Raw genomic sequence first — 19252 nt, 5'->3', positions numbered from 1 at the left:
ACCATTACGGTGACGCCCTTTGGCTTTGTTTTTCCTGAGCGGGCTAATTGCCGCCAACGGTTATCTTCAGTGGTTGATGAAACTCGGGGGTGAAGGTGGAAACTGGTAGCCGGGTGACTTCGTTGTGAGCGAGCACCTCGGTTGCCTGAATGATGGCGATGGACTTGGCTTGCTCTACCTGTCCGCAGTCAATTTCCGTAAAGCCACCGCCATAGCGTGTAGCGGAGCTCCCGCCGAACGGTTCAACTTCCAGCGTTGATTCGACCAGCGCTTTGCCCTTCTTGTCATTAAACTGCAGCGTGATATACAAGTGACCAAACTCATCTGCTCCACCACTATCGAGGGAAAAGTGGTACGCACAGACGCCTTGGTTGGCGTATACAGTGTCGGTGTGTTGGATAGCAAGATAACGTTGTTCTTGGGCACCGCAAGCTATGGCCGAGAATATCAGTGTGGAGGCCAATAAATATCGATTTATGTCTTTCATGGAAATCCTCGTAATAATCACTTTTTCTTAATCTATTCAGTTATTTACGCCCGAGATATCTGAATATTTCTTTTCCATTGTAAAAACCAACCAAGTCATCCTCACTCTTATATTTTTTGTTTGGTTGAAATTTGACAATGGTTCCTGGTCGACACATGTCTTTCATTGAAATATTGAATTTTTCATCAGGCGTAATTGTGTAGCCAACGGCAATTTTCTGGGGGGAGCCCGCAGTGGCGATCCAGCCCCACATGCCTGCTTCACACTCACCGAATGGCTGACTGCGAACAATGACCATTGAAAGATTACTGATTTCAGTTGCGATACATTTTCTATTTAACTTCAAATGGGCGTTACACCAAAATGGTTTCCCTGTTTTGTCCTGCACTAGTGCAGGCAGAAAGCCTGTGAACGGCTCTGCTGCCCGTAGTGATAGACTTCCAGACATAAGCGTTAGTAGTAAGCAGAATGTCAGCTTTTTCATTTTTTATCTCACCGAATAACTATTATTAAATAGAGGCGTATGGCTATCACCAGGAACGGTAAACCACACTACTTTTCAGTTGCTCTGAGATCTGAGTATGCGTTGTACGCTGGAGATACTGATCCCCGTGCGCTTGGCAATTTCAGATCTGGGTAATCCTTTGGCAACCAGTGCAAGAACTTCATTACCTTTTGCCATTGCAGTAGGCTTACGCCCCTTATAAGCACCTCGGCGCTTGGCTAACTCAATACCTTCAGCTTGCCGCTCCAACATCAATTCTCGTTCAAATGTTGCGATAGCACCGATCATGGTGAGCATTAACTTGCCGGTAGGCGTTGAGGTATCAATCCCCAGATTTAATATCAGCAATGCAACTTGCTTGTGTTGTAGAAATTCTGATATCTCCAATAGGTGACGAGTATTACGAGCCAGACGGTCCAGCTTGGTAACCATCACCACATCCCCCTCCTTCACATAATCCAAGAGGAGAGCAAGTTGTGGCCTATCATCACTGGCACCGCTAACCTTCTCTTGGAAAACCTTATTGCATTCGGCCAGCGCTCGAAGCTGGACTTCAAGGCTCTGACCTCCCGTACTAACACGTGCGTAACCTACCAGTGCCATGGTCTCCTCCCGGTCAATAGGGCAAGGTACACTGACCCCCATGGTCAAAAGTCTCGAAGAGACCTTCTTGACCTGAAAATGGAGGGAAATAGATGAAATGAGTGCCGATTTCGTGAGTGTCACTAGGGCTTGATCTATTGACCCCAAACCAGCGATGGAGAGAAATAACGGGACACTTTGTGATAAACGTCCCGTCGTGATGGGTAGCAGAATATTGTGCTACTGATTGATTTGATTGGATGTAACAAGATGCCAACGTAAGTTATTGGCTTTGTGGCTCAGGCGTAGGCGGTGAAGGGGCCGCGTTTTTACCCAGTTTACTGGTCAGGGGCGAGGAACGAGGGCTGAGGCGTTTTGGTACTGTTACGGTTGCCAAAGGTTGTGAGGTGGAAGATGACGCTATCATTTCTGGCTCAGGATAGAACTCCTCCAGCAACATCGGCACCTCTTCATCGATATCCTCAAACTGGCCGTTACGCAGCAGCTCACGAGCGGCCTGCTCCATCTGGTCGATAGCGAGCCCCGCCTCTTGATCACGCTGGGCGGCCTCCTGTGCCAGCCTGACTGCTTCAGTCAGGTTGGTCTCTTCCCGCAAGGTTAAATCCACGTAGTAGACCGGTGTGCGGTAGGACTGGGTGGTGCTCTTGGCTCGCAGCCGCAAGGTGAGCGGCAGATAGCGGGTATGGCCGCCGCTCACAGCCTCCAGGTACTTGAGCCGTGCCGCCAGGGTGCGAACCGAGTTGTAGCCGGTGGTGCGGAAGATAAAGCTACCCAGCTCATCCCCTTGCCCCTCCACAAACAGGTTTAGTCGCCCGTACAGTTTGCAGCCCTGTTGCCCGGCAAAGGCGCAGCGCTCTGGTCCAGAGCAGCTGACCTCCTCCATGCCTTGTGCCCCCACGCGTCTTGCCACCTCCCCATTACCGACACACAGCGGCCTGCCGGTTTGCCGGTCAAAGGCGCTGTATTCCGCCCGTAGATTCAAGTCGCTATCGTTGAACAGCACCCGCACCGGAATGGCGCGGATCTTGGTTTGCTCCTGCCCTTGACCACTCTTTTGTGATGAGTAGTGTTGATGCAGGGGATGGAGCAACCATCCCCCTTTTTGTTGTACCTGAGTGGTGAGGGTGAAGCTGTCGTCCTTCTCCGGCACCCACTTATCCTGTTTTTGCACCAGCTTGCCGATGCAGATCCGCCCGATCACAGGTGGGGTAATTGCCAGTCCTTTGATCATGGTGTTTGCCTCAAGGGTTGAATGGTGAAACGGCGCACGCCGGGCACCGGTTTGACGTAACGCGTGAGCAGGTCGGGATGATCCTGTCCGAGCTTATCCAGATCCGGTGCCAGCCGGTCTTTACTGCGTTTCCAGGTGATCTTGCCATCGGCAAACAGCCCGGCTGTCGCTTCACCCAAAGTGGCTTGTAGCCGCTGCTTGAGCTGCGACTCCTGCAGCTCGACAGCTTCCTTCTGCTGACGCAAGCGCAGTAGCTCGCCAAACAGCTGGTTGAACTCGGGAGAATCGGAGAGATCCACCGTCTGGCCATCGTCACGCGGAAACAGCCAGCTCAGGGCATTGGCGGCATCACTGGATCCATCAGGCTCAGGCTGTTGGTCTTGTTGCACCATCAGCCAGAACTGCGCTTCCCGCTCGGTGAGATCCTGGATCTTCTCCTCATCACGCTCGATGCGGTAAATCCGAAAATCCTGGCCGCCGATCAGCACTGCCACTTCGGCCCAGGCATGGCCGGTAACAGCCAGTTGATGCAGTACCTGACACTGGTAAGCCACCGGCACTCCTTCCTCCCACTGGGGCGCACTGTGATAGCTGGCGGTTTTGATCTCCAGAATGCCCGGCCCATCGGGGTGGCCCACTACCTCCCGATCGAGGTTGGCGAGCATGAAGGGTTGTTCGGGGTGTTGCAGCACCGCATTGACCCGGCGCACCTTGTAGCCGGTGCGTTTGGCGTAGACCTGCGCCAAGACCGGCTCTAGCTCAATGCCCCACAGCACCGCAGCCTTGTGGGAGATATCTTCCGGCTCCTTGCGACCGGTCTTCTCCAACCACAGGCTGAGCGGGCATTTGTAGGGGGATAGCCCCACTGCCACGGCGGCATCGGAGGAGCCAATGCCGAGTTTGCGGATAGCGAGCCACTGCTCGCGGGTTAATTGGGTAGTGGAGGCCAGCCGCAGGGCTTGGCCGTATTTGGCTTTTGCTTTCATGACTATTCCTTGTTGACGGCATAAATGGCTACGCCCGGATTGGCTTGTGCCAGTCCGGGTGAGTTCGTTATGCGGTTTGAATGGGGAAGCGGAATTACTGCAGCAGAGTGAGTGCCTGATTCAGGGCTTGGGATTTGAGTTGGGCACCCTGACCGAACCAGGCGGAATCAAGCCGGTGATCTTGGCTGCGGGCACGGCGGTGGTGATCCACGTATTCGGTGACCGCATTGACCAGCCCCCAGGCGGTATTGCGGGAGCTGGCAAGCTCTGAGCCCATACCCGCGCCCTGATAGAGCTCATGCAGCCGTTGTACCGGCTTGCTGAGAATGATGCTCTCCTCATCCAGCGGTTGCGCCAACAGGTCGCTGAAAAAGCGCAGCGCCTCTTCAGGGGCGACGGGCCGTTGTGCCAATTCCTTAGTCTGTGCCTTGAACTCATCCCAATGAGACAGCCCGAGCCCAAGCGACTCTTTGACGGTCGCCGCATCGAACTGAGTGGAGTGGGGCACCTTGATGGCTCCGGTAGCGCCGCGCAGTGCCATCTGCAGGGTGTTGTTGCAGACCACTCGCAGCGAGGTGAACTGCGCCGTGGTGCAGAGCGTGCCGTCGCAACTGGTCGCCAGTAGCAGATAGGACTTTACCAAGTCATTGCCTTTGAGTTTTAGATCCTGGCCGGTCTTAGCCAGTGCCCACAGCTTGCGGCCACCTTTGAGCGAGCCTGCTGTTTCCAGCTCAAAGCCACCGGCTTCTACCAGGTCTTGATAGAAGTGCAGCACCTCGTGAGGCTGTACCACGTTGTAGCGGCTTGAGACCACTGACAGAGGGGCAAGGGTATCGGAGCGATACAGCACCTTGCTGTCGCTGTAGGGGCGGATATGCAGTGCATCGGAGGCGACGTTAAACATCACGTCGCTCTGTTCGATGGTCCAATCCATTCCGGCAGCCTGCAGCCAGATATCGAGGGATTGTTGCGGGGGTAGGACATTGCCAAGGCCATGCCAGGGCGTTTGACCGGTGTAGGCCATCGTATCGATCAGGTGAGCCATGAGAAATCTCCAATGAAAAAGGGACTGCACAGAGCAGTCCCTTGGGTAGGTTCATGGAGATAATATATATCTGAAATTAATTCAAATGAGACTTATTTGCCTCTCTGGTTTCTAGCTATGGAATGCGCGCTGTGGTACCCCGTGTGGTACCCCAAGCCAAAAACGACCAAGGGGTTGGCACCATGATGATGCCAACCCCTTGTTTTATATGGCGCTCCCGACTGGAGTCGAACCAGTGGCCTGTCCCTTAGGAGGGGACCGCTCTATCCTACTGAGCTACGGGAGCCTTGTGGCGGGCATTATACAAGAAGCCGCTCCCTTTTAAACCCTTGATTCTTATTCCAATACTGCCAAATCCCCGATCTGGATGTTAAACGGCGAATATTTGTTCTGGCTGCTGATGATGGCGCCATCCTCGAATACCTGTACCACTTCGAACAGGCCATCGGCCGGGTTGCGCATCATGCGGGATTTGCCGTAAGGATCGATGAAGTCGGCGCTGTGCTGGATCCGGTACTGATCCCCCAGCCTGACGCCGTTGCGCCGGCCGAGATTGATGTGGGGGCCCCGCTCGTTCTGACCTATCACCCGGGCGGTGACAGGGGCGCAGTTCAGCTGGGCAACCAGATCCTGCACCGCTTCCTGCAACTGATAATTCACCTCCTGGCCATAGCTCGATTGCCAGAACTGGCCGCTGCTGCTGCCGACCTGATCCCGCTTGCCGAAGGTCCAGTTGGCACGCCCCTGATACTCCTTGCGGCTGATCAGGCTGCCGTTGATGCCATCGAACAGGTAGAGCTGCATGCGAAAATTGCGGATGGGGTCTTCATACCAGCTGGTCAGCTGGTTGCCCTGAGGCTCGAGGGAGAGGTCGTCTATGCTACCGAGCACCAGATACTGGCTGTCGGTGCGCAGGCTGAGGGCCTTGATCTCCTCCAGGGCGCTGCGATCCCCCTGTTGCAGGTGGAGCGGATCGATGCGCAGGTTCTCGTCCAGCCACTGACGGGCTGCCACGCCTTGCGGTGCGTTGGCCAGGGTCTCGAACATGCGGCGTGACAGGTTGGCAGGCATGTCATCGAGGGCGCCATGGCTCGCCTGATCCGGATAGCGCAGCCGCAGCCTGACCAGTGTCAAATCCTTGGCGTAATGCTGGGTCTGGCAGATCTGACGCTCGGCCTGGATATCGGCCTGTACCGTGATGTACATGCGGCCGTTGCGCACCTCTTCCCGTTTGAGCCGGTACTGGCGAATGTCGCCACCGGAGCGGATCTGAATCTGCTCGGAGCGCAGGCTGCCGTTTTCCAGGCGCTGTATGCTGGAGACGGCAGCACCGCTCGCCAGCAGGGCCTGGCGCAGGGCGTCGCGGGTCGCCTGCTCACGGGCATAGGCCTCGTCGCCCCCCAAAATGGCGGCACTGCCCTGGGCTTCGATAAGCTCGGCCCGGGCTGACAGGCTGGCCAGCAGCAGGATTAACAGCAGCGGTAATTTCATGACAAACACCTTGAATATGCGGGTCAGCGCATTCACTCCTGTCGAAGTGACGGCGCCGGCCGATACAGACCACAGAACCGTGTCAGTTGCACAGCACACTGCAAATCAAAAGCAAGATTCATGCCTCATTCCTGACTCAAGCTTTGGCCGGTCGAACCGATAACGAATCAGGTGCAGATACAGGAAAGGTATCCATGAACAAACTCATCACGGCGTTGGCCCTTGCGCTGGCCCTGACCAGCTGTAGTTCCGACCCCATCAATCGGGATCAGGGTGATCCTCGCCAGGCCGCTGCTGGCATGGAGCTCAACTGGCTGGTGGCCCGCATGACCGATCAGCTGATGGAGCGCAAGTCGCTCACGACCCTGACCGAGCCCATCGCTGTCTCCTCCTTCGTCGATCTCGATACCCTGCAGGACACCAACTGGATGGGGCAGCAGATTGAGGAGAGCTTTATTTACGAGCTGAACCGTCGTGGGGAAGTGGTGGTGGACTTCAAGATGACCGGCAGCATCAAGGTAACCCCTCAGGGTGACTTCGTGATGAGCCGCAATTACAAGGACCTTTCCCCCCGTCTGCCCATCTCCCGCATCCTGACCGGCACCTTCAGCCGCAATGGCAAGGGGATCCTGGTCAATGCCCGCATCATAGATCTGCGGACCAAGATGGTGGAGACCACAGCCCAGAGCCTGATACCGCAAAAATACCTGTTTGGCGCCAACAATTCGTTCGGCCGGGCCTCCATCAACCGCGGTTATCTGATGCGCGATAGTCAGGCGCGTCCCGGCGGCCATCTGGTCAACCTGACGCCCTGATATAGGAGTGAGCACAATGAAAATCCTGTTTGGATGCCTGCTGGCCCTGCTGCTGACCGCATGCAGTGGCAATCGGGTGGTCAACTATGGTGGCAACAACAAGCCCGATGACTTCCCGGTGCTCAAGGCGGTCGGTTATGCGGTGATCGATATCCAGCCCGGCCCGTCCCAGTCAGAGAAGATGCTGCAAGCCATCCGGGCCTCCAAGATGGATGCCTACCGCGAGCTGGCTGAACAGCTTAATGGCCAGCAGGTACGTGGCCAGAGCAGCTACAAGGACTTGACCCAGACCTCCAATTCGCTGGATGTGTCTGTGGCCGGCATGGTGCGCGGCGCCCGGGTCGTGGCCTCCTATCCCCGTGGCAATACCTATGCCACCGAGATGGAGCTCGATACCCGTGCCCTCTACAACATCAACCAGTTGATGGCGGGTCAGTTCTGACGGCGTGCCGAGCTGAGGTAAAAACAAAAAGGCGAACATGATGTTCGCCTTTTTTGTTTGCAGTTACGGTCAGTTGCCCATCAGGACCGGCGGCACTGTGGTCGGCTTGACGTCTTCGCTCGGGTAGCAGCCCAGCACCTTGATGTAGCGGGTGAGCTTGGTCAGCTCGATCAATGCGGCTTGCATGGCCGGCGTCTGCAGGTTGGCGGAGACATCCAGATAGAACATCTCTTCCCAGGGGTTGCCCTGTACCGGCCGGGATTCGAGCTTGGTCATGTTGATCTCGTTGTTGCGCAGCACCAGCAGCGCCTCCACCAGGGAACCCGGTTTCTGGGAGGTGGACATGATGAGAGTGGTCTTGGCCGGAATTTGCGGCGCTACGTCGATGGGCTTGCGCGCCACTACGATGAAGCGGCTGTAGTTCTCCTTCTGGTTGGCGAGCTGTTCGGCCAGCACGTTCAGGCCATAGAGCTCACCGCCGGCCGCGCTGCCGATGGCGGCGGCATCGGGGCTGGCCAGCTCTTTCACCTTCATCATGGCGCTGGAAGAAGAATCACAGATCTCGTGGCGTGCCCCTTCCAGCTTGCTGAGGTAGTGGGAGCACTGCTGGAATACCTGGGGGTGGGCATAGAAGGTCTTGATGCGACCCAGCTCTGTCGGCACTGCGGTGAGGATGCAGTGCTCTATGGGGTAGGTCAGCTCACCGACGATGGAGAGGCTGGTGTGCTGCATCACATCGTACACCTCGTTGATGGAGCCCGAGCTGGTGTTCTCGATGGGCAAGACGCCAAAGGCGGCGCGCCCTGACTCCACCGCATCCAGCACCTCGCGGAAGTTCTGGCAATTCACCTCTATCACCTGATCCTTGTAGCGGGCCAGATACTTGCGGGCCGCCAGGCTGGAGTAGGAGCCTCGCGGGCCCAGATAGGCGACGCTGGTCATGGGCTCCTGCTGCTCCGGGTTGATCAAGCTCTGCAGATAGGCCTGCTGGGAGAGCACCGAATCTTCGATGATGGTGTGGTAGATGCGGGTGATGTACTGGGCATCCAGCCCCAGCAGCCGGCCCTGCTGGATCAGGGCGACCAGCAAGTCCTGCTCGCGCTGGGTATCGCGAATGGGACGGGGATTGGCCTGCTTGGCACGGGCGACCTCGATACTGAGAGTCTTGCGCTTGGCCAGCAGGGCAAGCAGCTCCTGATCCAACCGGGTGATGTCTTGTCTGATCTCGTCGAGCGTAGCCATGATTGTTCCCTATCCAAGTAATCGATTGTTGTAGCTGCAAAAAAAAGCCTCCACTAGGGGAGGCTCGATTCGTCTTTGGTTGCTGTTCACGCGACGACAGGGCCTTCCCTCATGTGGGCCGGATAAACGAGAAAGCAAAGAAGAATGGTGCGTGCATGGGTCTTGTCCTGAAAATATCGTCATAACCATTAAGGGATTTGGACCCTGGATGCAAGTAAAACTTGCCCGTGGGGTGCGAACGGAGCAGGGTATTTGCTGGCGCTGGCCGGGGCGCTAAAGAGCTGGATTGGCACTGTCAGCCTGGCGGCAGAGGCATATGGAGGAAGTGAACATGGCGATTATTTTCGATCTGGGGCGGGTAGTGGTGAGTTGGGGTCCGGTGGCCATAGTGCGCTCGGTCAGGGGGCCGGATGGCGCTGAGGCGCTGGCGGATCGGCTGTTCAACCACCCGGACTGGCTGGAAGTGGACAGGGGCACGCTGTCACTGCATACCATGGCCCGTCAGGCGCAGGAGCGTACAGGTTTGTCAGCGGCAGAGAATCTCACCATTTTGCAGGCTGTGCCCGCTTCGCTCTTGCCGGATCCCGCTATGCTGACCCTGATAGCCGAGCTACATGGCGCAGGCCACACTCTCTATGCGCTCTCCAATATGGGTCATGCCAGCATCGACTGGCTGGAGCAGCAGCCGTTCTGGCGCTTCTTCAGCGGCAAGGTGGTATCTGCGCGGGTGCGGATGATAAAGCCGGAGCCTGATATTTACCGCTACCTGCTGGTGTCGTTTGATTTGAAGGCCGACGAGTGTCTGTTTATCGATGACAGCCCCGCCAATGTGGCCGCGGCCGAAGCGCTGGGGATCAGGGGCATGGTGTTTACCGATGCGCACAGCTGTCGTCAGCAGCTGGTATCGCTGGGTTATCTGCCCGGTTGAGCCGACTGTCAGGAATGCTCGAGGAGAAGTCATGGAGCATGGCCGGTTTCGCAATTGGTTGAGTCACTATCCGGATGCCGGCTTGCTGATTGCCTGCAAGGATGGCAGCGGTTACCAGCTCTGCGTCGATGTGGATGGCGAGATGCAATGTCTCACCGACAGTGAGGGGGCACGGCTGACATTCGGCTCCCTCGAACAGGCCGAAGGCTTTTTGCGAGCACACAGAGTGCATCAGGCGAAACTGCGGATTTATGACTCCATTCAAGATGAAAATGAAGATAATTGTCATGAAATTATAATTAAATTCTGATTAAACTTGTTTTTTAAGGGTGTATTCAGGATTGCACCGGCACAATGGTCGCCAATTCATCATCCGGTGCTGTCGTTATGGCTGCCAATATAGTTGTGCTGAATCGAGGATACGATCAGACCTTTCAGACCAGGGAACAGTCACTTATCGAGACCCTGGCCAGTTACGGCGAGCTGGTGGTCTCCTTTTCTGGCCGACTGGAATCCTGCTACAGCATGGATTTGTGCCGTGCCAGCGGCGTCCGGATCCGGGCCATCACCCTGGACAGCCCGACCCGCCACCGCAAGGAGATAGCACGGGCCAAGCGCTACTGCCAGCGCTACGGTATCGAGCAGATCGTCATCAAGACCGACGAGATGATCTTCTGCGATCACCTGCGTCACCTCAACGAGGTCATCGACCCTGTGCGCTATATCTGCCACCTTATGGCGCAGGAAACCGACTGGAGCCATCTGCCCATGCTGTTGCCCGCACCGGTCGAGGAGCAACAGGAGTACCTGCGTCGTTTTGGCAGCCTGCCGGCCAACACCCTCTGGCTGTTTGCCGAGCAGGGCATGACCCACAGGGATTTTCGCTATGGTTTCAACAAGCGACAATTGGGGCGCTGGGGCAAGAGTGCCTATGGCTGCTTGAGCCGCCGTTTCTCCGATCCCGAGCTGGTGGACAAGCATCATCTGCGGATGGTGGACATGGCGGAGCAGATGCTGGCCGACATGGGGCTGGAGGAGGCGCAGGTGTTCTTTCATACCCTCTCCGATCAGGCGACCACCCTGGCGCGGGTGAGGGTGCCACCGAAGCTTCGTGCTCAGGCCTTTGATCTGCAACCGGATATCCTCAATGCCCTCAAGAGCACAGAGTTCGATCTGGTGACCCTGGACATGGTGCAGGAAGAGGAGCGACAGGAGTCTCTACGCTGAGACGAGCGCCACGGCAGAGGGCAAGAACGTGAGTCGGGTCATAGGCAAGCCGGAGCGGACTCTTTATACTGACGCCCTTTTCCATCGACGCCGAGCCATCACCCTATGAAACCCTTGTCCCGCCTGCTGGTTGCCCTCTGCCTGTCTCCCCTGCTGGCTCAGGCCGCCCCCATGACCCAGGTGACCCTGCCGGATGGCCGTCAGGTGCAGCTCAACGATGACTTCACCTGGGAATATCTGCTGATCAAGCCGACGGCGAGCGGCGAGAGGGCCACGGGCGCGGTTGCCGTGCCTGTGCTGACCGAGCAGGCGATGACCAATCCGGATCTGCTGGCTCAGGCGGTCAAGGACGGCATCGGCGTCAAGCTCGACAAGGTCGAGGGCTCGGATCCCTTGCTGCTGCAATTCACGGTGAGCAACACCGGCACCCGCAGCGTGGTGCGGGTGCGTGGCACTGTCACCCTGTTCAGCGAACAGGGTGCGCAGCTGGCCAGACAGGAGGCCCGTTTCTGGGTCGGCGAGAACCGTCTGCCGGAATCCTATCTGCGCAAGGGGCAGCAGCGTCCCTCCCTGGTGCTCGAGATGCCGCGCCCGGCTGGCCTGACCGGCAAACCCCTGGTGCGGGTCGAGATTGAGGAAGTGGAGTTTCGCTAAGCCCTTGCCAAACAGGCTCCGTTACGGAGCCTGTTTCAGTTCAAGTGTTAACCCGGTAACCGCCAGCAACAGTTGCTTACATCTGACATGATTTGGCAACAGCTTGCCGCTCGGCATTCTGCACGCCCCTCGGCACAATGACTCCATTCCAGCTAGGTCTCAACTAGCTCAACACGAGGAGTCATCAAAATGAAAAAAGTTGCACTTTCTGTTCTGGTTCTGGCCGGTTTCGCTTCTACTTCCGCTCTGGCACAGGATGCCTTCAGCTACGCCAAGGGCGGCCTGACCTGGGCCCACACCAAATCCGACTACATCGGTGGCAAAGACAGCAACAACCGCGACTTCGGTGGTCTGAACCTGGACGTCTCCAAGAGCTTCGGTTCCAATTTCTATGGCCGCATGGGCAGTGAATACACCTCCCGCAACGACGGCAATGACAGCATGGGCATCTCCAGCCTGGGTCTGGGTGTCTACACCCCGCTCAGCACAGGTCTGAACCTGTACGGTGAAGCTGGCCTGATGGGCTACAGCATGGAGCGCCAGCAGGCTGCCAACGTGAACAACACTGGCTGGGACAACATCAACCGCAAGAACAGCGGCAGCATGTATGGTGAAGTGGGCCTGCGCTATGACATTGGCGCCGTCGAGCTCTCCACCGGCTACCGTTACGCCAACATGACTGACGACATGCAGGACTTCAAGGTGGGCGCCGCCTACAAGGTGAGCCAGAACCTGGCCCTCACCGCCGACTACACCTATCGCAACTGGGATCTGCAAAAAGGTTCCATCTCCAGCCTGGGTGTGAAGTACAGCTTCTGATCTTCCCTCCCGTAGTGTCTTGATTGCTTGCCCATGACGTCAGTCATGGGCTTTTTGGTTTCTGGTGATCCAGATGTCGCCCTTGCGCCGTATTTAGCCCGCAATAGTTATACAGCTTCCATTCTTTTGTATAACTGCTATAACTGAATTAAGGCTTATACAAGGAGCGCCAACATGTACAAGATTAAAGTCGGTATCAGTGCCTGCTTGCTGGGACAGGAAGTGCGGTTCGATGGGGGCCACAAGCGCTCCAGTTTCTGCGAACGGGATCTTGGCGCTCACTTTGACTATCACCCCGTCTGTCCCGAGATGGCCATTGGTCTGGGATCGCCCCGCGCCGCCATTCGGCTGGTCAAGCGCAACGGCGAAATACGCGCCGAGGCGAGCAACGGCAGCTTCGATGTCACCGAACAGCTGATTGCCTTCAGTGAGCAGAAGGCTCGCCAGCTCGACTTCATCTCCGGCTATATCCTCTGCGCCAAGTCACCCAGTTGTGGCATGGAGCGGGTGCGTATCTATGGCGCCAACAACGAGGGGAGTGCCAAGGAGGGAATTGGCCTGTTCGCCAAGGCGTTGATGGAAGCCAATCCCCTGCTGCCGGTGGAGGAAGACGGTCGGCTGTGCGATCCCATACTTCGGGAAAATTTCGTGCTGCGGGTCTTCGCCTACCACGACTGGCAGCAACTCTGCGCCCAGGGGCTGACGGCCGCAGCCCTGATCAGGTTCCACTCCCGCTACAAGTATCTGGTGCTCTCTCACGCCACTACCCACTATCGGGCGCTGGGCAAACTGCTTGGCAACCTCGGCAAGGCCAACTTGCAGGAGGTGGCCGACAGCTACATCAAGGGGCTGATGACAGCGCTGACCCTGAGAGCCAATCGCCGCAGCCACACCAATGTGCTCATGCACCTGCAGGGTTACTTCAAGCGGGTATTGACTCCTTCCCAGAAGCAGGAGCTGGCCGAGACCATCGACAAGTACCGCACCGGCATTTTCCCGCTGCTGGTGCCGCTGACCCTGATCCGCCACTACCTGCGCGAATACCCCAATCCCTATCTGTCCGGGCAGGTTTATCTCAATCCTCATCCCGATACGCTCAAGCTTCGCTACGGGCTCTGATCCCTGTTTTGCGACCCCGGCCCCTTGGGCCGGGGCGCCCCATAGATTGAATGGAAGTCGTTATGTCTGACCTACCCAAACAAGATGATGTCACCCAGCCGGATGAGGGGATCTATCCCATCCGCGACGTTTCCCGCCTGACCGGTGTCAACCCCGTCACCCTGCGTGCCTGGCAGCGCCGCTATGGTCTGGTGCAACCGGCCCGTACCGAGAAGGGGCACCGCCTCTACAGCGAGCAGGATATTCGCCAGATCGGCGAGATCCTGAGCTGGCTGGAGCGGGGGGTGAGCATAGGTCAGGTCAAGGGACTGTTGAGTGAGCCTCAGACCCAGCTGGTCAGCGATCACTGGCAGCAGACCCTGGAGCAGATCAGCCAGGCTGTACTTGGTTTCAATCAGCGCAAGGTCGAAGCGCAGCTTAACGAACTGCTGGCGAGCTACCCGTTCGAGCTGGTGCGCAGCCGGGTGCTGCAACCCTTGGTGGATCAACTGCTCGGCCTGTGGCGTGAGCGGCCCGATGGCGAGCTGCTGCAACAGGTCTGGCTGGGCTGGCTGCATACCCGCTTCGCTCGCCACCTCATCGAACAAGAGAAGGGACGCCCGGTTACCCTCGCAAGCTGGGGGCAGCTTGGTCCCCTCGACTTGGTCTGGAGCGCCTATGAGCTGGTAAGCCAGGGTTATGAGGTGCAACTGCTGGGGGCCGTCGAGCCCAGGCTGGCCACCTTGCTCGAAGGACGTGCCATGACGCCCTGGCTGGTGTTGCTGGGTGCCGGACTTGGCAAGCAGGAGCTGATGACCGCCAGCTGGCCCGATGGTACTTGTCTGTTTGGTGAGCTGGGCAGTCTCTATGACGCCCAGTGGCTGGCGACCCAGGGGTGGCAGCCCACCCTTGCCGACTGGCTGGCTGCACAGTCGGCAGAGACGCCAGTCCAGGGCAAGCGCAGTCGCGGGAGGAAGGCATCATGAAGCTGGTCTGGTTTCGCAATGACTTGCGCCTCGCCGACAATCCGGCTTTGCGACACGCTTGCGCCGAGGCGGGAGAGGTGGCCGCCCTGTTTGTCATCTCTCCGACCCAGTGGCAGCAGCACAAGATGGCCCCTATCCGTCAGCAGTTTCTGCTGGCGCAGGTGGATGAGCTGGGCAGGGCGCTGGCGGCGCTCGGTATCCCGCTCCATCTGCTGCGAGTGGAGACCTTTGCCGAGATGCCAACGGCGTTGGCGAGCCTCAGTAACGATCTGGGTGTCAGCCAGCTGTATGCCAATCAGGCCATCGAGATCGACGAGCAGCGCCGCGACCTGGCCGTCAGCGCCATGCTGGCCAAACAGGAGGTGAGCTGCCACTGGTTCAACGGCTGCTGCGTGCTGCCACCGGGACGGGTACTGACAGGCGCAGGGGAGATGTTCAAGGTGTTCACCCCCTTCAGCCGTGCCTGGCTCAAGGCGCTGGAGGAGGATGGCTTCGTCATTCATCGCGCGCCCGCTCCGCGCGCCGAGCCGCTGCCGTGGCAACCGCTGACCGAGAGGGAATGGAGCTATGGGGCGCTCGGCGAAGTAACGCCGGATCCCCGCTGGCCAGTGGGGGAGGCGGAAGCTCAGCGCCGTCTGCACGGCTTTCTGGAACAGGCGGTGTTTGACTATGGGGAGACCCGGGACTTTCCGGCGCAGGCGGGCACCTCCATCCTCTCGCCTTATCTGGCCGCTGGCATCATAAGTCCGCGCCAGTGTGTCGGGGCGCTGCAACAACGGCTCGGCCACCGGCCTCAATCCAAGGCACAACCCGGTTTCGTCTGGCTCAACGAACTTGCCTGGCGCGAATTTTATCGTCATCTGCTGATGCTGGTGCCAACCCTCTCCATGAACCTGCCCTTCAAACCCGAGACAGCGGCTCTGCCCTGGAGCTGGGATCCCGTGGCCTTTGCCGCCTGGTGCGAGGGACGTACCGGTTATCCCATCGTCGATGCGGCCATGCGCTGCCTCAATGCCACCGGCTGGATGCACAACCGGTTGCGGATGATAGTGGCGAGCTTCCTCACCAAGGATCTGCATATCCACTGGCGCCTCGGGGAAGATTACTTCATGAGCCAGCTGATTGACGGGGATCTGGCGGCCAACAACGGTGGCTGGCAATGGGCGGCAGGCACAGGCGCCGATGCGGCCCCCTACTTTCGAGTGTTCAATCCCACCACTCAGGGGCAACGATTTGATCCACAAGGAGACTTTATCCGTACCTGGGTAACTGAACTGGCCGATATTCCCGCCGCCTACGTGCATCAGCCCCATGACTGGTTGCGACTCAAAGGAGGAAGGGGGTATCCGGCACCCATGGTGGATCACGCCCTTGCACGGGTGAAAGCCATCGAGATGTTTCGAAATCTGGAGAAATAGGATGAAGGAGCCGCTGGCCCGCTTTATTGCCCTTTACCAGCAACTGGACAAGCAGCAACTGCACCGCTTGCCAGAGGTTTATGCCGAGCAGGTGATCTTCATCGATCCGGCGCACCGCATCGACGGGCTGGCCGCGCTCACCGACTACTTTGCTGCCATGTACCAGCGCCTCGCTTATTGCCGCTTCGAGATAACCAGCCAGCAGCAACAGGGTCGTGAGGCCTGGATCAGCTGGGTCATGACCTTCTCTCACCCAAGACTGGCCGCGGGTCAGCCGGTGAGGGTTGAGGGGGCCACCCGGCTTGAGTTCGACGACGCAGACAAGGTGTGTCTGCATCGCGACTACTTCGATCTCGGGGCCATGCTCTACGAGCAGTTGCCGCTGCTGGGCGCCCTGGTGCGCACCATCAAGGGGAGGTTGGGATCATGAGCGGACGAGTGTTGATCACGGGTGCCAGCTCCGGGCTGGGTCGCCAGTTGGCGATGGATTACCGGCAGGCGGGCTGGCAAGTATGGGGTTGTGGTCGCGATGGCGAGCGGCTGGCGCAGTTGGCCCGGGACGGCATCACCCCCTTGCAGTTCGATGCACGGGATGCGGTTGCCATGGCAGAGGTGGCGGCCAGCTTGCCACCCCTTGATCTGCTGATCCTCAATGCCGGCAACTGCGAATACATGGATGTGGCGGACGGCTTTGACGGTGAGCTGTTTGCCCGAGTGATCGAGACCAATCTCATCGCCACTGGCCATGCGCTTGCCGCCTTTTTGCCGCTGCTTGGCGAGGGGGCGCGGCTCGCCATCGTCAGCTCGTCGGTGAGCTGGTTGCCGCTGCCAAGGGCCGAAGCCTATGGCGCCTCCAAGGCGGCACTCGACTATCTGGCTGCCACCTTGCGACTCGATCTCAAGGCCAGGGGAATCGCTGTGACCCTGATCCGTCCCGGTTTTGTACAGACGCCGCTTACCGCCAAGAATGATTTTCCCATGCCTTGTCTGGTGCCGGTGGAGCAAGCCTCCCGGGTCATCATGACCGGGCTTGCTGCGGGTCGGCATCAGATCCACTTCCCCAGCCGCTTTATCTGGCTGCTGCGCGCGCTGGGGGCGCTGCCGGTGTGGTTGTGGCTGCGCCTTGGCAGCTCGCTTGTTTCGAAAGGACGCCATTCATGAAGAAAAAGATTGCCATCGTCGGCTCGGGTATCTCGGGCCTCACCGCCGGTTTTCTGCTGCACAGGTTGCACGACGTTACCCTGTTTGAGGCCGCGCCCACTCTGGGCGGCCACACAGCGACCGTCGATGTGAACCAGGGTGGTCGCAGCTATGCCATCGATACCGGCTTTATCGTATTCAACGATCGCACCTATCCCAATTTCCTCAAATTGCTGGAGCGGATCGGCGTGGCGCGCCAGGACGCCGAGATGAGCTTTTCGGTGAAAAGCCCGGAGGGGCTCGAGTACAACGGACACAACCTGGATACCCTGTTTGCCCAGCGCAGCAATTTGCTGAGCCCGTGTTTTTACCGCTTCGTCGCCGAGATCCTGCGTTTCAACCGGGAAGCGCGCGCCTGGCTGGCCGACAGTCAACGGAAGCAAGATAGTCCTGAGCTGACTCTCGGGGATTTCTTGCAGGTGGGGGATTTCAGTGACTACTTCGCCCGCCATTACATTCTGCCCATGGGGGCGGCCATCTGGTCATCCACCCTGGTGGACATGCGCGCCTTTCCCCTTGGCTTTTTCCTGCGTTTTTTTGCCAACCATGGCCTGCTCGATGTGGCCAATCGTCCCCAGTGGTACGTGATCCCGGGCGGCTCGCGGGAGTACATAGGCCCGCTGACCGCAGGTTGGCAACAGCAGATCCGCCTCGCCTGCCCGGTGCAGGGGATCCGGCGCCTGGCCGAGGGGGTGCTGATCCAAAGCAGCTATGGCGAGGAGCAGTTTGACGAGGTGATCCTCGCCTGCCACAGCGATCAGGCGCTGGCTCTGTTGCAGGATGTCAGCGAGCGGGAGCAGGCGATTCTGGGCGACATGGCCTATCAGGCCAACGATGTCTGGCTCCATACCGATGTCAGCTGTTTGCCCACTCGCCGCAAGGCCTGGGCCAGCTGGAACTATCAGCTGGACTGGGACGATGAGGCGCGGCCGCTGGTGAGCTACAACATGAACATATTGCAAGGGGTGAACTCACCGCAGCCCTTCTGCGTCAGCCTCAATCCCAAAGGAAAGGTGGACGAGAGCAAGGTGCTGCGCCGCTTCGTTTATCACCACCCAGTGTTCAATCAGGCATCCATCCAGGCGCAGCAGGCACGTCTGGAGATCTGTGGTCAGCATCACACCCACTTTTGCGGTGCCTACTGGTACAACGGTTTTCATGAGGACGGGGTGCGCAGCGCCCTGGACGTCGCCAGACGCTTCGGAGCCGAGCTATGAGTACTGTCACCATGGTTCAGACAGTCAGCGCCATCTGGCAGGGCTCTGTGCGCCATCGCCGCTTCGCACCCAGGGCCCACGCCTTCTCCTACAGCCTCTTCATGCTGGGGCTGGATCTGGATGAGCTGCCGAGCCTCAGCCAGGGGCGCTGGTTCGGCGTGGAGCGGGCCGGGTTGCTCTCCTTTCATCGCAAAGACTATCTCAAAGGCAGCGAGGGGAGCCTCAAGCAGGCGGTGTGGCACAAGGTGGCAGAGCTGGGGGGCACAGCCGAGCAGGACGGGCGAGTGATGCTGCTCGGCAATGTACGCTGCATGGGCTTTTACTTCAGCCCGGTCAACTTCTACTTTTGCTACCGGCAGGGTGAGGCGCGTTACCTGCTGGCCGAGGTGTCGAACACTCCCTGGAACGAGCGTCACTATTACCTGCTGGATCTGGCGGCGCTGGCGCCCCACGACAAGGATTTTCACGTCTCCCCGTTTATGGGGCTGGCCATGCGCTACCACTGGCGCATTCGCCCACCGGAGCAGGAGACATTGATCCACATAGAGAGTCATCCCCAGTCCGGCGAGGCCAAGCTGTTTGACGCCACTCTGGCGCTGAGCCGCGAGCCCCTGTCCCGCAAGGGACTGATGGCGCTGCTCGCTCGCTGGCCCTGGATGACCCTGAAGGTGCTGCTCGGTATCTACTGGCAGGCCCTGCGTCTTTTTATCAAGCGAACACCTATTTTCAGCCATCCGGAGACGCGCTAATGGAGCAGATACAATCCACTTCCGCAGCCTCAATTTCCTATCCGGAGGCCAGTTCAATTCATGAAGCAGATTCAATTCAGACTCTCTGCCACTTATTCTTCAGCCATCC

General features: G+C 58.5%; 22 protein-coding genes, 1 tRNA gene and 1 other annotated feature. Of the genes, 14 read left to right on the top strand and 9 right to left on the bottom strand.

The window, feature by feature from the left end; translation table 11 throughout:
• Positions 1–43: 43 nt before the first annotated feature.
• The 8 genes from GWQ27_RS01100 to GWQ27_RS01065 all read right to left on the bottom strand — a co-directional run bounded on the left by GWQ27_RS01100 (position 44) and on the right by GWQ27_RS01065 (position 6348).
• Positions 44–487: an IrmA family protein gene (locus tag GWQ27_RS01100; protein ID WP_275906462.1), complete on the bottom strand. Its 444-nt coding sequence runs from the start codon at positions 485–487 to the stop codon at positions 44–46.
• Between the two features lie 40 nt (positions 488–527).
• Positions 528–971: a hypothetical protein gene (locus GWQ27_RS01095; protein ID WP_101318389.1), complete on the bottom strand. Its 444-nt coding sequence runs from the start codon at positions 969–971 to the stop codon at positions 528–530.
• Between the two features lie 75 nt (positions 972–1046).
• Positions 1047–1595, bottom strand: coding sequence for a recombinase family protein (locus GWQ27_RS01090; RefSeq protein WP_275906461.1), 549 nt, complete (start codon positions 1593–1595; stop codon positions 1047–1049).
• 262 nt (positions 1596–1857) lie between these two features.
• Positions 1858–2826, bottom strand: coding sequence for a hypothetical protein (locus GWQ27_RS01085; RefSeq protein WP_234604985.1), 969 nt, complete (start codon positions 2824–2826; stop codon positions 1858–1860).
• A complete protein-coding gene (locus tag GWQ27_RS01080) occupies positions 2823–3812 on the bottom strand; it encodes a lambda-exonuclease family protein (protein WP_275906460.1) in 990 nt (329 codons plus the stop codon). The genes GWQ27_RS01085 and GWQ27_RS01080 overlap by 4 nt, the downstream gene beginning before the upstream one ends.
• 94 nt (positions 3813–3906) lie before the next feature.
• Entirely contained in the window at positions 3907–4857 is a 951-nt protein-coding gene (locus tag GWQ27_RS01075) for a DUF932 domain-containing protein (protein WP_148612695.1), read from the bottom strand.
• Between the two features lie 209 nt (positions 4858–5066).
• Positions 5067–5143, bottom strand: a tRNA-Arg gene (locus tag GWQ27_RS01070).
• A gap of 50 nt (positions 5144–5193) precedes the next feature.
• Positions 5194–6348 (bottom strand): flagellar assembly protein FlgT, encoded by a 1155-nt coding sequence (locus tag GWQ27_RS01065; protein ID WP_005311897.1) that lies wholly within the window; start codon positions 6346–6348, stop codon positions 5194–5196.
• 194 nt (positions 6349–6542) lie between these two features.
• Between GWQ27_RS01065 and GWQ27_RS01060 the strand changes: the two genes are divergently transcribed.
• Positions 6543–7163, top strand: coding sequence for a FlgO family outer membrane protein (locus tag GWQ27_RS01060; protein WP_005311899.1), 621 nt, complete (start codon positions 6543–6545; stop codon positions 7161–7163).
• 16 nt (positions 7164–7179) lie between these two features.
• A complete protein-coding gene (locus tag GWQ27_RS01055) occupies positions 7180–7605 on the top strand; it encodes an LPP20 family lipoprotein (RefSeq protein ID WP_021140532.1) in 426 nt (141 codons plus the stop codon).
• Between the two features lie 69 nt (positions 7606–7674).
• Here the strand turns inward: GWQ27_RS01055 and pheA are convergent, their stop codons facing one another.
• Positions 7675–8847 carry a prephenate dehydratase gene (pheA, locus tag GWQ27_RS01050; protein ID WP_058393536.1) on the bottom strand — a complete coding sequence of 391 codons (1173 nt, stop codon included), beginning with the start codon at positions 8845–8847 and terminating at the stop codon, positions 7675–7677.
• Between the two features lie 38 nt (positions 8848–8885).
• Positions 8886–9008 (bottom strand) — a sequence feature (Phe leader region).
• 170 nt (positions 9009–9178) lie between these two features.
• Between pheA and GWQ27_RS01045 the strand changes: the two genes are divergently transcribed.
• The 12 genes from GWQ27_RS01045 (at position 9179) to GWQ27_RS00990 (ending at position 19143) form a co-directional block, all read left to right on the top strand.
• Complete coding sequence (locus GWQ27_RS01045; protein ID WP_275906459.1) at positions 9179–9775, top strand: HAD family phosphatase; 597 nt, start codon at positions 9179–9181, stop codon at positions 9773–9775.
• Between the two features lie 31 nt (positions 9776–9806).
• A complete protein-coding gene (locus GWQ27_RS01040) occupies positions 9807–10085 on the top strand; it encodes a DUF6482 family protein (RefSeq protein WP_005311907.1) in 279 nt (92 codons plus the stop codon).
• A 44-nt stretch (positions 10086–10129) separates the two neighbouring features.
• Positions 10130–11002 (top strand): hypothetical protein, encoded by an 873-nt coding sequence (locus tag GWQ27_RS01035; RefSeq protein ID WP_275906458.1) that lies wholly within the window; start codon positions 10130–10132, stop codon positions 11000–11002.
• Between the two features lie 105 nt (positions 11003–11107).
• Positions 11108–11656 (top strand): DUF3157 family protein, encoded by a 549-nt coding sequence (locus GWQ27_RS01030; protein ID WP_096118038.1) that lies wholly within the window; start codon positions 11108–11110, stop codon positions 11654–11656.
• A gap of 189 nt (positions 11657–11845) precedes the next feature.
• Positions 11846–12475 (top strand): outer membrane beta-barrel protein, encoded by a 630-nt coding sequence (locus GWQ27_RS01025; RefSeq protein ID WP_087756313.1) that lies wholly within the window; start codon positions 11846–11848, stop codon positions 12473–12475.
• Between the two features lie 174 nt (positions 12476–12649).
• Positions 12650–13594 carry a DUF523 and DUF1722 domain-containing protein gene (locus tag GWQ27_RS01020; RefSeq protein ID WP_059167975.1) on the top strand — a complete coding sequence of 315 codons (945 nt, stop codon included), beginning with the start codon at positions 12650–12652 and terminating at the stop codon, positions 13592–13594.
• Between the two features lie 62 nt (positions 13595–13656).
• Positions 13657–14559, top strand: coding sequence for a MerR family transcriptional regulator (locus tag GWQ27_RS01015; protein ID WP_275906457.1), 903 nt, complete (start codon positions 13657–13659; stop codon positions 14557–14559).
• Positions 14556–15977, top strand: coding sequence for a deoxyribodipyrimidine photo-lyase (phrB, locus tag GWQ27_RS01010; RefSeq protein WP_275906456.1), 1422 nt, complete (start codon positions 14556–14558; stop codon positions 15975–15977). Before GWQ27_RS01015 ends, phrB begins: the two co-directional genes overlap by 4 nt.
• Position 15978: 1 nt before the next feature.
• Positions 15979–16407, top strand: a complete 429-nt coding sequence (locus tag GWQ27_RS01005) for a nuclear transport factor 2 family protein (protein ID WP_021140940.1) — start codon at positions 15979–15981, stop codon at positions 16405–16407.
• Positions 16404–17138 (top strand): SDR family NAD(P)-dependent oxidoreductase, encoded by a 735-nt coding sequence (locus GWQ27_RS01000; protein ID WP_275906455.1) that lies wholly within the window; start codon positions 16404–16406, stop codon positions 17136–17138. Before GWQ27_RS01005 ends, GWQ27_RS01000 begins: the two co-directional genes overlap by 4 nt.
• A complete protein-coding gene (locus GWQ27_RS00995; RefSeq protein WP_275906454.1) occupies positions 17135–18394 on the top strand; it encodes an FAD-dependent oxidoreductase in 1260 nt (419 codons plus the stop codon). The genes GWQ27_RS01000 and GWQ27_RS00995 overlap by 4 nt, the downstream gene beginning before the upstream one ends.
• Complete coding sequence (locus tag GWQ27_RS00990) at positions 18391–19143, top strand: DUF1365 domain-containing protein (RefSeq protein ID WP_275906453.1); 753 nt, start codon at positions 18391–18393, stop codon at positions 19141–19143. The genes GWQ27_RS00995 and GWQ27_RS00990 overlap by 4 nt, the downstream gene beginning before the upstream one ends.
• Positions 19144–19252: the final 109 nt, after the last annotated feature.

It is taken from the genome of Aeromonas sp. 5HA1 (genome assembly GCF_029237245.1).
In the GTDB taxonomy this organism is placed as follows: domain Bacteria; phylum Pseudomonadota; class Gammaproteobacteria; order Enterobacterales; family Aeromonadaceae; genus Aeromonas; species Aeromonas salmonicida.
This window is presented reverse-complemented; position numbering and strand designations above follow the sequence as displayed.